Genomic DNA, 12,495 nt, shown 5'->3' with positions numbered 1-12,495 from the left:
CTGTTGTGGATATGGAAATTCAATGAAAGCCCCAAAGGCCCTGATCGTTCTCTCGTGTGCTGTAGCCCTGTCCATGCTGGGGGGTTGCGCCGCCAAGGTAAAAAGTGGCGGTAGTGAAGCGCTGGCCATCCCCGAATCTGCCAAGCAGAACCTCGTCGTCAGCATCAAAGGCGAAAACCAGGTGGAGCAGAATCCGGACTGGAACCTGCTCAAGCGTGACTGGAACAACGCACTTGCGGTTGAAGCGCGCCAGGCCGGTTTCAACCTGACGGAAAGCCCGTCGGTCACCACTGGTGCCGCAGACGGCGTCGGTATCAGCATCAACGTCAGCAAGTTCCGCTACATCGAACCGGGTTCGCGCTACGTGGCCGGCGCCCTGGTGGGGAATGCCTGGGTGTTCTCACGTGCCGACTTTTCTGACCTGAAATCCGGCGCGCCGATCGGCTCACGTACTTACGACACGTCGTCGTCCGCCTGGGAAGGGATTGCCTCGGCCATGACCCAGAAGCAGGTCCAGGCGATTGCCAAGCAATTGATCAGCGACATCAAGAGCGCCAAAGCCAAGTAATTCGCCTGCAAGAAAAGCCTCGCTGATGGCCTGAAGGTCATCCGCGAGCGCCCCTCCTCACTCCGGCTTGAGCAACGCCTCATAGTCAGGGCTGATCTCGGCCAGGATCATCAGGGCGGCCGCCCCCAGCGCCACCGCATCCTGCCCCGCCGCGCCCATCTGAATGCGCGAATACTGACGGCCCGAACGGCTGCTGATCGAACGGCTCAAGGGCTCAAGGCGGGTGATCAAGCGCGCCAGAATGGCGTCGGGCAGAAAGCCGCTGATCAAGATAGTCTGCGGGTCGAGCACCGACTCAAGAATGTTGATCGCTTGGCGCAACGCTGGCACCGCCTCATCCAGCCAACCCTCTACGCGCGCGTTGAGCACCTGATCGTTGGCGTCCCAGGTGCCGAGGTCATGATCGGCGGGATATCCCAGGTGCTCGAGCAATGCAGCGATCGAAATGTAGCGCTCCAGGCATCCCTGGTTGCCGCAAAAACACGCCTTGCCCCCCGGGATGACCGTCATGTGACCGATCTCACCGGCATTGTGCCAATGGCCGGAATACAAACGGTTACCCAGGTAAAGACCCGCGCCAAGCCCACTGCCGATGAACAAATGCACGAAATTGTTCAGGTCGCTGGCAATACCGTACAGGCGCTCGCCCATGGTCGCGGCGGTGGCGTCGTTTTCAATCAGCACCGGCAGGCCGACCTCTTGCTGCAAGCGCAACGGGATACCTGGATCGTCCCAGCCGGACATCGCCGTTGGCCCCACGGCCGTCATGCCCTCGACGCTGAAAGGCCCGGGCAACGCAATGCCCACCCCCAGAAAACGCGCCCCCGGTCGTTGCTGCCGAAACCCTTTCACATGGTCCAGGATCAGCGGCAACGCCTGCTCGAAAGTGGGATAGCTGACCGTCAGGGTGACTTGAGCCACCGTCTCACCGAGCAGGTTTAGTAATACCCCGATGATGCGGTGCTGCTCGATATGAAACCCAATGGAATAGCCGCCCTCAGGGTTCAACGACAGCGGTACCGGCGGCTGGCCTCGCCCACCCTTCTCGGCCGCGTGGGCCAGCAACACGCCCTCCTCCTGCAACTCGGTGACGATGTTGGAAATCGTCTGCGCAGTGAGCGAGGTCAGCCGTGTGAGGTCGGCACGGGTCAGGCGCCCGCTCTGGCGAATGGCTTCGAGAATCACCCGACGATTATGCAAACGGGCGTGTTCGGCGTTGGTGCCGGTGGTGACGGTGCGTGTGTTCGGGAGGTTCTTCATGGGCCGATAATCCGTGCAGGTGATTAATTAAATCAAGTTGAATTAATACTCTTGCTGTGGTTTTCTAGGCGCCTCGGTCTCTCGCACCCACTGCGAATGCCGGTTACGCCCCATAAAAACAATGACGGGTCGACAGCACCCTCGATGGCAAGCAGGCCCTTTTGCAATCTGCCCTCACGCGTCTGTCACTCGAACAAGAGGTCGTCCCCATGAGCACGCTGACACCCGTCGATCCGGATTTGCCCAACGGCAAACGCAAAATCGGCCTATTCCCCGCCATCACCCTGAACATGAGCCAGATGTGCGGCGTGGGCCCCTTCATTACCATCCCGGCCATGATCGTGATCATGGGTGGGCCCCAGGCCTACCTGGGCTGGATTCTCGGCGCGCTGTTGGCGCTGTGTGACGGGCTGGTTTGGGCCGAACTCGGTGCGTCGCTGCCGGGTGCGGGCGGCACTTACGTTTACCTGCGCGAAGCCTTTGGCAAACGCACCGGCAAGCTGCTGCCATTTCTGTTCGTGTGGACGGCGATGCTGTTTATCCCGCTGATCATGTCCACCGGCATCATCGGCTTCGTGCAATACCTCACCTGGTTCTGGCCCGACATGAGCCCGACGGCTGGCAACCTGATCGGTCTGGCCGTCATCTGGCTGATCATCGTCATGCTTTGGCGCAAAATCGAATCCATCGCCAAATTGAGCATCGTGCTGTGGGCGATCATGCTGGTCAGCATCGGCGCACTGATCGCTGCCGCGCTGTCCAATTTCCACGCCGACCTGGCGTTCACTTTCCCGGAAGGCGCGTTCAACCTGGCCGACAGCGGTTTCTGGTTCGGCATGGCCGGTGGCCTGACCATCGGCATCTATGACTACCTGGGCTACAACACCTCGGCCTACCTGGCGGGTGAAGTCGAGCAGCCCGGGCGGGTGATTCCCAAGTCGATCATCCTGTCGATCGTCGGCATCCTGACGATCTACCTGGTGATGCAAGTGGGCGTGCTGGGCGTGGTGGACTGGCACCGCATGCTGGATCCGGAATCTGCCGCGTACAAATCCGTCGCCTCCGTGGTGCTCAGCGAAACCTGGGGCAGCACCGCTGCGGGCATTGTTACCGTGCTGATCCTGATCACCGCCGTTGCCTCGGTGTTCGCCGGCTTGCTCGGCGGCTCCCGCGTGCCCTTCGAAGCGGCCAAGGACAACGTGTTCTTCAGTGCTTTCAGCAAGACCCACCCCAAGCATGAGTTCCCCACCTGGGGCATCTTGAGCATGGGCCTGCTGACCTCCGTGGGTTTCATGATCGGCCGGCTGACTGACTTGAACACGCTGATCCAACTGCTGACAGCGGTGATGATCCTGGTGCAGTCGGTGGCGCAGATCGTCTCCTTGCTGGTGCTGCGCAAGACCAAGCCGCACCTGGCACGGCCTTACAAAATGTGGCTCTACCCAGTGCCTGCGCTGATCGCTCTGCTGGGCTGGGTCTATATCTACATGGCGTCCAACCACAATGCGCCTGGCGCCTACCCTGTCCAATGGTCGCTGGTGTGGGTGCTGGCCGGCAGCGTGGCCTACCTGTTCTGGGCACGGGTCCAGCGGTTGTGGCCTTTCAATAAGTGATCAATGCAATGCACGAAACCATCGAATCAACGGGCGCTGCGGCGCCCCGGCAAGGCTTGCTGCTGGCGATCGACGTGGGCGGCACCAAGACGCAGGTGGCCTGCTACGACACCGCTCGCCAGCGTATGAATACGCGGATCCTCGCCACCCACGCCGACGGTTTGTCTGGCGTGCCGGCTTTGCAGCGCATCCTCGACGCCGCGCGCGACTGCGTGGCGGAATTCGACAGTGCCCAAGTGCTGAGCGTGGCCGCGGTGTTCCCCGGCGTGGTCCGCGGCCCGACCTTGCTGATGGCGCCCAACACACCAGGCTTCGAGGGGCTCGACTTACAGGCATTGATCGCCCGCGCCTTCGGCAACGTGTGCGTCACCCTCGACAACGATGTGAAAGCCGGCGCCCTGGCGGAAGTGCGCTGGGGTTCGTTGGCCGGTGTCGACAACGCGATCTACTTGAACCTGGGCACTGGGCTTTCTGCCGCCGCCATCGCCAATGGCAAGCTGGTACGCGGGCACAATGGCGCCGCGATGGAAATCGGCTACCTGCTCTCGCCCTTTATCGACCCGGCACATCCTGAGCAATGGGCCACCTTCCAGAACGGCAACGCGCCCCTGGAAGAACTGTTTTCCGGCAATGCGCTGAGCCGCTTGGCTGACGAAATGCTCGGGAACGGGCATCAGCCTCTGGATCTGTTTGCCAGCGCCAATCCCGACGTGCGCAGAGCCCTTGAGCTGCGCATTGCCGCATGTGCCGTACAGGTCGCCAACCTGGCGGTAGCGCTGGATGTGGAGCGCATCGCGATTGGCGGCGGCCTGTATCGCCAGGCGTCCCTGTTGGCACCGATGATTGAGCAATTGATCCAACGCGTAGTGCCCTTCCCGCCCGCGCTCACTACCGCGTTTTTCACCCACGATGCGCCGCTCTGGGGCGCCTTCAGCATGGCCATGGACGCCGCCGGGTTGAACGCCATCGCCCACCAGTTGATCGCCGCTGGCGAGTCCATTGACGCCCTTGGAGATTGATCATGTCGTTCATGTTGAGTGAAACCCTTTCCATCCCCGCGATCGTGCAACGCATGCTCGACGAGGACAGCGCCGTGCGTGCGCTGAGCCAGCAATGGGCCCACGCGCTGCCCGAACTGATGATCACCGTTGCACGCGGCAGCTCGGACCATGCAGCCGCCTATTTCAGCTACGCCCTGATGAGCCAGGTGGGCGTGCCTAGCCTGTCGATTCCGTTGTCGCTGGTCAGCCTGCAACAGCCGCCGCTGCGCCTGAAAAACGCGTGGGTCGCGGCCTTTTCCCAGTCCGGCAAAAGCCCGGACCTGATCGACAGCGTGCGCTACCTGCAGCAACGCGGTGCACGTTCGGTGGCGCTGGTCAACACACCGGCCTCGCCGCTGGCGGCGGTGAGCGATCATGAAGTGCTGTTGCCGGCCGGCCTGGAACAGAGCGTGGCCGCCACCAAGAGCTATGTGGCGATGTTGATCGCGGGCGCTCAATCCGTGGCCTACCTGGCCGACGCGCTGGCCATCGACAACGGATTGACCAGCGCCCTGCATCTGCTGCCGGAGCAAATGCGCCAGGCGGCCAGCGAAGACTGGTCGGCGCTGCACACGTTATTGGCGACCGCCGACAAGATGATCGTGATCGGCCGAGGGGCAGCCTTACCCATCGCGCAAGAAGCCGCGCTCAAGTTGAAGGAAACCTCCGGCATTCAGGCCGAGGCGTTTTCCAGTGCCGAAGTGCGTCATGGCCCGATGGAGATCATTGAAGAAGGCTACCCCGTGCTGGTCTTCGCCCCCTCGGGCCCGGAGCAGCCGGGTAGCCTGGCATTTGCCGAAGAAATGCGCGCCCGCGGCGCCCAGGTGCTGGTGGTGGCCCCGCGTGACACCGTCTGCGAAGGCTTGCTGCCCAGCGTACCGACGGCGCACCCGTTGCTGGAGCCGTTCACGATGATCCAGGGGTTTTATCTGAGTGCTGCGCAGTTGGCGGTGGCGCGCGGGCGTAATCCCGATCAGCCGAGGTTTTTGAAGAAGGTGACGCAGACTCACTGACTTCAGCGACAGGCGAGGCATACGGCAGAAACAAAAATGGGCCAATCTTTCGGTTGACCCATTTTTTTATTCGAGGTCAGAGCTGCTTGAGTGTTTCGCGCGACACTTCCTGCAAACCGGCCTCGGTGATCTTCTTCCAGTCGTTTTCAGTCACTGCCTGCATGCTTTCGTTTTTACGGGTGACCACATTCAACTCAGTGGCACCCGGCGTCTCGATGCGCAGGTGGGACTTGTTGCTGACGTCGACGTAGAAGAACCCCGGGGTGAACCACGACCAGAACTCAACGATGTGCACCTTCACGGCCGTTGCATCGGCGGTGCCCGGCTCGGTCACCACTTGGTAGCCGGCCTGCTTGTAAGCGGCGGCGACCGACTCATTCACCAACTGGGACACCGTGCGCCCCGACGGCAGCAGCACATCGCCCAGGCCTTTGCCATAGCTGTTGCGCTTGCGCGCAATGGCGCGCTCGGTGATCGACTTGTCCGTCACTTCATCGTTTTTCAGGGAGGGGACATCGGGGCTGCGAGGGGAGATCTGGAAGACACGATCATCGACGGTGCTGATCAGCACCTTCTTGCCATTGCTGGCGGCAGCCGCCTGCGTGGTATTCAGCGGTGCAACATTGACATCCACTTCCGAGCGACTGGTGGCACAACCTGCCAACATCACCAATGCTGCAACCCCAAACGCAATCCGAACGCTCATAACCACCACTCCCTATCGCCGTCATTGGCTCGACCGGTTATCGGTCGGGGGCGATTGTACATAGATGATGGCACTTAGGTATTACTGATCAGATGTGAAAATACAGAGCTTCCATCGCCTCGCAGGCACAGTGCCAGCCCAACAGTGACGAATTCTGTTACAGACCTATACTCAATTCAGGCCTTGCGCGTTCCCGCGCATCGCCGACGGCACTGTTGCCGATCAAGAGGGTAGCCGCTATGTACGCCGGACAAATGGGAATGGCGACAACGAATGGTGAAATACGCTGCCAAATGGTGGTGCAAATCATCTGCCTGCTGTCGGTGGCTACACTTTTCTGCTGACTCTCCTGTAGCAACCGATATTGGTGATTAAGGCCAAGGGAGCCGCTTGGCCAAATCACAGGCAACAAAAAAGGGCTCACCTTTCGGTGAGCCCTTCTAGACCGCCCAGCAGAGCGGATTTTGTTTGGTAGGCGCGATTGGACTCGAACCAACGACCCCCACCATGTCAAGGTGGTGCTCTAACCAACTGAGCTACGTGCCTGCTGTGAGGCGGCATTCTACGGAATTCCGAAGGGGTGTCAACATCTTTTTTGCAGCTAACCCTATGAATATGCGAATTTTTTATTTGCGTAGGGCACACCTGTGGTTTTCGGGTGGCTGGCAGGCAATTTTCAACTCAGGTAGGATCTGGGCACTCGTAAAAAATATAAAACAGAGGTTCCAGGATGGCGAACACCCCCTACCCCCAGTCGTATTACGCCGCGTCCGCCAATGCGGTCCCGCCTCGCCCAATGCTGCAAGGGGACGTCGAAACCGATGTGTGCGTGATTGGCGCCGGCTACACCGGCCTCTCCAGCGCGCTGTTCCTGCTGGAGAACGGTTTTCGCGTCACGGTACTGGAAGCCGCCAAGGTGGGGTTTGGCGCTTCGGGCCGCAATGGCGGGCAGATCGTCAACAGCTACAGCCGCGATATCGACGTGATCGAGCGCAGCGTCGGCCCGAAGCAGGCGCAACTGCTGGGGCAGATGGCGTTTGAAGGCGGCAAGATCATTCGCGAGCGGGTCGCCAAGTATCAGATCCAGTGCGACCTGAAGGATGGCGGCGTGTTCGCCGCCCTCAACAGCAAGCACATGGGCCACCTGGAGTCGCAGAAGCGCCTGTGGGAGCGCTACGGGCACACACAACTGGAGCTGCTGGACGAACGCCGTATCCGCGAAGTGGTGGCGTGCGACAACTATGTCGGCGGCCTGCTGGACATGAGCGGCGGCCATATCCACCCACTCAACCTGGCACTCGGCGAAGCGGCGGCCGTTGAATCCCTGGGCGGCACCATCTACGAGCAATCGGCAGCGGTGCGCATCGAGCGCGGCGCGAACCCTGTGGTGCACACCGCAGAAGGCAAGGTCAGAGCCAAGTTCATCATCGTCGCGGGCAACGCGTATCTCGGGAACCTGGTGCCGGAGCTGGCGGCCAAGTCCATGCCCTGCGGCACGCAAGTCATCACCACCGCGCCGCTGGGTGATGAGCTGGCTAAAACGCTGCTGCCGCAGGATTACTGCGTCGAAGACTGCAACTACCTGCTCGATTACTACCGACTCACCCGCGACAAGCGCCTGATCTTCGGCGGCGGTGTGGTGTATGGCGCGCGCGACCCGGCCAACATCGAAGCGATCATTCGTCCGAAGATGCTCAAGGCGTTCCCGCAGCTCAAGGATGTGAAGATTGACTACGCCTGGACCGGCAACTTCCTGCTGACCCTGTCGCGCTTGCCGCAAGTGGGTCGCCTGGGCGACAACATCTACTACTCGCAGGGCTGCAGCGGCCATGGCGTGACGTACACGCACCTGGCAGGCAAGGTACTGGCCGAAGCGCTCAGAGGCCAGGCAGAGCGTTTTGATGCGTTTGCCGACCTGCCGCACTACCCCTTCCCGGGCGGGCAACTCTTGCGCACACCGTTTGCCGCCATGGGTGCCTGGTATTACGGCCTGCGCGACAAGTTAGGTTTCTAACTCAACCCTGTAGGAGCCCGCTTGCGGGCGATGGCATCCATGAAATCGCCATCGCCCGCAAGCGGGCTCCTACAGACCGTATTTATCAAATCGCAGAAACAAAAAACCCCGGTCTTTCGACCAGGGTCTTTGCTATCGGATCAAAGTAGCCAGAGGCTTGCTTTGTGCTTCAAGGCGTTCAGTGGGCCTTGATGCAGATATGGCGCAGCGGACGGGACTCGAACCCGCGACCCCCGGCGTGACAGGCCGGTATTCTAACCGACTGAACTACCGCTGCGTATCGCTTGACTGACTGAGCGAAACCGCTCAACCGTCTTTAAACATCTGATCAATCAGCCTTGACTGTTCAATCTCAAGCCCGACGAGTCGAACCTGGAAAATATGGCGCAGCGGACGGGACTCGAACCCGCGACCCCCGGCGTGACAGGCCGGTATTCTAACCGACTGAACTACCGCTGCGCGTCGGTGCAACCTTTAACGTTGCGTCTTGCCCTGGGGCAAAACTCTCAAGAAGTGGTGGGTGATGACGGGATCGAACCGCCGACCCTCTGCTTGTAAGGCAGATGCTCTCCCAGCTGAGCTAATCACCCTTTGCTTCGTTGAGGCCGCGAAATTTACGCAGGTAACGGACCTAAGTCAATACCCTGCTTGAAGTTTTTCTAAAAAAGACAAAATTACTTCAAGACGGCCACCCGCCTCACTCGCTGTAAATCATCTTCTTGCTCATGCCACCGTCCACCACAAACTCTTGCCCGGTGACAAAGCCTGCCTGACGCGACAACAGCCACGCGACCATCGCAGCAACATCTTCCACCGTGCCTACCCTGCCCGCCGGATGCTGAGCATGATCAGCATCGCTCAACGGCTCGGCACGGCGTGCAGCCGGGTCACGCGCGTCGATCCAGCCCGGGCTGACGGCATTGACCCGCACTTCCGGCCCCAGGCTCATGGCCAGTGCGTGAGTCAGGGCCAGCAAGCCACCCTTGCTCGCCGCATAGGCTTCGCTGTCCGGTTCCGATTGACGGGCGCGGGTCGAGGCCAGGTTGACGATCGCCCCGCCGTGAGCACGCAGGTACGGCGCACAGTGCTTGGCCAGCAGCATCGGCCCGCTCAGGTTCACCGCCAGCACCCGGTTCCAGTAAGCCAGGTCGAGGCTTTCCAGGGTGATGTTGTGCGGGTCAGCCACTGCAGCGTTGCACACCAACGCATCCAGGCGCCCGAACTGGCCGAGCACCTCGGCAACGCCCTGGGCCACCTGCTTCTCGTCAGCCACGTCCATGGTGATAAACCAGGCGTTGTCGCCCAGTACCTTGGACACCTTGGCACCGCGCTCGCGGTCCAGGTCGGTCAACACCACCTGCCAGCCTTCGCTGATCAGCCACGCCGCGATACCGAGGCCAATGCCCCGCGCGGCGCCTGTCACCAACGCTACACGGCCGTTACTGGCCGTCGCTGCTTCCATGGACCACTCGATCACAAGGCTGCCAGCCCGCGAGCCAGGTCAGCCTGCAGGTCGACCACATCTTCCAGGCCGACCGCGATGCGGATCAGACTGTCGCGGATACCGGCCGCTTCACGCTCCGCCGGCGCCAGACGCCCGTGGGACGTGGTGCTCGGATGAGTGATAGTGGTCTTGCTGTCACCCAGGTTGGCGGTGATGGAGATCAGCCGCGTGGCGTCGATAAAGCGCCAGGCGCCCTCTTTGCCGCCCTTCACTTCAAAGCTCACCACCGCACCGAAGCCACGCTGCTGGCGCTGGGCCAACTCGTGCTGCGGGTGGCTCTTGAGGCCGGCGTAATGCACCTTCTCGATACCGTCCTGCTGCTCCAGCCACTCGGCCAGCGCCTGGGCGTTGGCGCAATGGGCCTTCATCCGCAGGTTGAGGGTTTCCAGGCCCTTGAGGAAGATCCAAGCGTTGAACGGGCTCAAGGTCGGGCCAGCGGTACGCAGGAAGCCGACGACTTCTTTCATCTGCTCGCTGCGACCGGCCACCACACCGCCCATGCAACGACCCTGGCCGTCGATGAACTTGGTGGCCGAGTGCACGACGATGTCCGCGCCCAGCTTCAACGGCTGTTGCAGCGCAGGCGTGCAGAAGCAGTTGTCGACCACCAGCATCGCGCCCTTGGCGTGAGCCACTTCGGACAACGCGGCAATATCTACCAGTTCAGCCAGCGGGTTGGACGGCGACTCGACGAACAGCAGCTTGGTATTGGCCTTGATCGCCTTATCCCAGCCAGACAAGTCCGCCAGGGGCACGTAGTCCACTTCGATACCGAAGCGCTTGAAATACTTTTCGAACAGGCTGATGGTCGAGCCGAACACGCTGCGCGACACCAACACATGGTCGCCCGCGCTGCACAGGCTCATTACCACTGCCAGGATCGCTGCCATGCCGGTTGCCGTGGCAACCGCCTGCTCAGCCCCTTCCAGCGCCGCGATACGCTCTTCGAACGCACGCACGGTCGGGTTGGTGTAGCGCGAATAGACGTTGCCCGGCACTTCACCGGCAAACCGCGCAGCCGCATCGGCCGCGGTGCGGAACACATAGCTGGAGGTGAAGAACATCGGATCACCGTGCTCACCTTCCGGGGTGCGGTGCTGGCCAGCGCGCACAGCCAGGGTATCGAAAGCTACGCCATCGAGGTCGCTGTCCAACCGACCGGCATCCCATTCCTGACTCATGCTGCCACTCCTTACTCAATTCTTTATTTAAGATACAAAACCGGCCCCTCAGGGCCGGTGTTTACTCAGTTGTTGTACAGATCGATGATCGCGCTGACCGCCTGGGTCTTGATCTTCGAGGAGTCGTTACGCGCCTGCTCGATCTTGTTCAGGTAAGCCTCGTCGACGTCACCGGTCACGTACTTGCCGTCGAACACGGCGCAGTCGAACTGCTCGATCTTGATCTTGCCACCGCCGACCGCTTCGATCAGGTCCGGCAGGTCCTGGTAGATCAGCCAGTCGGCGCCGATCAGGTCAGCCACGTCCTGGGTCGAACGGTTGTGAGCGATCAGCTCGTGGGCGCTCGGCATGTCGATGCCGTAAACGTTCGGGTAACGCACGGCTGGCGCTGCGGAACAGAAGTACACGTTCTTCGCACCGGCTTCGCGGGCCATCTGGATGATCTGCTTGCAGGTGGTGCCGCGTACGATGGAGTCATCCACCAGCATCACGTTCTTGCCGCGGAATTCCAGCTCGATGGCGTTGAGCTTCTGACGCACCGACTTCTTGCGCGCTGCCTGGCCCGGCATGATGAAGGTACGGCCGATGTAGCGGTTCTTCACGAAGCCTTCGCGGAACTTGACGCCCAAGTGGTTGGCCAGCTCCAGCGCAGCGGTACGGCTGGTGTCCGGAATCGGGATCACCACGTCGATGTCGTGTTCAGGGCGCTCGCGCAGGATCTTCTCGGCCAGCTTCTCGCCCATGCGCAGGCGCGCTTTGTAGACCGAAACGCCGTCAATGATCGAATCCGGACGCGCCAGGTAGACGTGTTCGAAGATGCACGGGGTGAGTTTCGGCGCCACGGCGCATTGACGGGTGTGCAGCTTGCCGTCTTCGGTGATGTACACCGCTTCGCCCGGCGCGAGGTCGCGAATCAGGGTGAAACCCAGCACGTCCAGGGACACGCTTTCGGAAGCGATCATGTACTCGACGCCTTCGTCGGTGTGACGCTGGCCGAACACGATCGGGCGGATGCCGTGGGGATCACGGAAACCGACGATGCCATAACCGGTGACCATGGCCACGACGGCGTAGCCACCGACGCAACGGTTGTGCACGTCGGTCACGGCGGCAAACACGTCTTCTTCGGTCGGCTGCAGCTTGCCGCGCTGGGCCAGCTCGTGGGCGAACACGTTGAGCAGCACTTCCGAGTCGGAGCTGGTATTGACGTGGCGCAGGTCAGATTCGTAAATCTCCTTGGCCAGCTGTTCAACGTTGGTCAGGTTACCGTTGTGCGCCAGGGTGATGCCGTAAGGCGAGTTGACGTAAAACGGTTGAGCTTCGGCCGAAGTCGAGCTACCGGCAGTCGGATAACGCACATGGCCAATGCCCATGTGCCCGACCAGGCGCTGCATGTGACGCTGATGGAACACGTCACGAACCAGGCCATTGTCCTTGCGCAGGAATAACCGGCCGTCGTGGCTGGTCACAATACCGGCAGCGTCCTGGCCGCGGTGCTGGAGGACGGTTAGCGCGTCATACAGCGCCTGATTGACGTTCGACTTACCGACGATACCGACGATGCCACACATGCGACGCAACCCCTACTTAATGAAT

At 61.2% G+C, this 12,495-nt stretch carries 10 protein-coding genes and 4 tRNA genes; 5 read left to right on the top strand and 9 right to left on the bottom strand.

The window, feature by feature from the left end; genetic code table 11:
- The first annotated feature begins 22 nt into the window (after window positions 1–22).
- Window positions 23–568, top strand: coding sequence for a DUF4410 domain-containing protein (locus HX792_RS25855; RefSeq protein ID WP_176998737.1), 546 nt, complete (start codon window positions 23–25; stop codon window positions 566–568).
- Between the two features lie 57 nt (window positions 569–625).
- Here the strand turns inward: HX792_RS25855 and HX792_RS25850 are convergent, their stop codons facing one another.
- Window positions 626–1,828: an ROK family transcriptional regulator gene (locus HX792_RS25850; protein WP_176998736.1), complete on the bottom strand. Its 1,203-nt coding sequence runs from the start codon at window positions 1,826–1,828 to the stop codon at window positions 626–628.
- A 209-nt stretch (window positions 1,829–2,037) separates the two neighbouring features.
- Here HX792_RS25850 and HX792_RS25845 point away from each other — a divergent pair, with 209 nt between their 5' ends.
- From HX792_RS25845 to HX792_RS25835, 3 genes are read left to right on the top strand one after another with little or no spacing between them, the layout of a single operon-like run.
- Window positions 2,038–3,441, top strand: a complete 1,404-nt coding sequence (locus HX792_RS25845; protein ID WP_176998735.1) for an APC family permease — start codon at window positions 2,038–2,040, stop codon at window positions 3,439–3,441.
- An 8-nt stretch (window positions 3,442–3,449) separates the two neighbouring features.
- A complete protein-coding gene (locus HX792_RS25840; RefSeq protein ID WP_176998734.1) occupies window positions 3,450–4,460 on the top strand; it encodes an ROK family protein in 1,011 nt (336 codons plus the stop codon).
- A 2-nt stretch (window positions 4,461–4,462) separates the two neighbouring features.
- Window positions 4,463–5,494 carry an SIS domain-containing protein gene (locus HX792_RS25835; protein ID WP_176998733.1) on the top strand — a complete coding sequence of 344 codons (1,032 nt, stop codon included), beginning with the start codon at window positions 4,463–4,465 and terminating at the stop codon, window positions 5,492–5,494.
- Between the two features lie 76 nt (window positions 5,495–5,570).
- Here HX792_RS25835 and HX792_RS25830 read toward each other — a convergent pair whose 3' ends face one another.
- A complete protein-coding gene (locus HX792_RS25830) occupies window positions 5,571–6,200 on the bottom strand; it encodes a flagellar biosynthesis protein (protein WP_176998732.1) in 630 nt (209 codons plus the stop codon).
- Between the two features lie 469 nt (window positions 6,201–6,669).
- A tRNA-Val gene (locus HX792_RS25825) sits at window positions 6,670–6,746 on the bottom strand.
- Window positions 6,747–6,930: 184 nt separating this feature from the next.
- On the opposite strand from HX792_RS25825, the gene HX792_RS25820 reads away from it, so the two are divergent.
- A complete protein-coding gene (locus HX792_RS25820) occupies window positions 6,931–8,214 on the top strand; it encodes an FAD-binding oxidoreductase (RefSeq protein WP_176998731.1) in 1,284 nt (427 codons plus the stop codon).
- A 200-nt stretch (window positions 8,215–8,414) separates the two neighbouring features.
- On the opposite strand, the gene HX792_RS25815 is transcribed toward HX792_RS25820, so the two are convergent.
- From HX792_RS25815 to purF, 6 genes are all read right to left on the bottom strand, one after another.
- Window positions 8,415–8,491: transfer RNA gene (locus HX792_RS25815), tRNA-Asp, on the bottom strand.
- A 105-nt stretch (window positions 8,492–8,596) separates the two neighbouring features.
- Window positions 8,597–8,673, bottom strand: a tRNA-Asp gene (locus HX792_RS25810).
- A gap of 55 nt (window positions 8,674–8,728) precedes the next feature.
- A tRNA-Val gene (locus tag HX792_RS25805) sits at window positions 8,729–8,804 on the bottom strand.
- Window positions 8,805–8,911: 107 nt separating this feature from the next.
- Window positions 8,912–9,676, bottom strand: a complete 765-nt coding sequence (locus HX792_RS25800) for an SDR family oxidoreductase (protein WP_176998730.1) — start codon at window positions 9,674–9,676, stop codon at window positions 8,912–8,914.
- Between the two features lie 11 nt (window positions 9,677–9,687).
- Window positions 9,688–10,899 (bottom strand): O-succinylhomoserine sulfhydrylase, encoded by a 1,212-nt coding sequence (locus HX792_RS25795; protein ID WP_176998729.1) that lies wholly within the window; start codon window positions 10,897–10,899, stop codon window positions 9,688–9,690.
- A 65-nt stretch (window positions 10,900–10,964) separates the two neighbouring features.
- On the bottom strand, window positions 10,965–12,470 hold the full coding sequence (gene purF, locus HX792_RS25790) for an amidophosphoribosyltransferase (protein ID WP_058426877.1): 1,506 nt from the start codon (window positions 12,468–12,470) through the stop codon (window positions 10,965–10,967).
- Window positions 12,471–12,495: the final 25 nt, after the last annotated feature.

The sequence above is a fragment of the Pseudomonas sp. B6002 genome (genome assembly GCF_013385985.1).
In the GTDB taxonomy this organism is placed as follows: Bacteria; Pseudomonadota; Gammaproteobacteria; order Pseudomonadales; family Pseudomonadaceae; genus Aquipseudomonas.
Note: the sequence above shows the minus strand (reverse complement) of the source record. Positions and strands in the feature narration are given on the sequence as shown.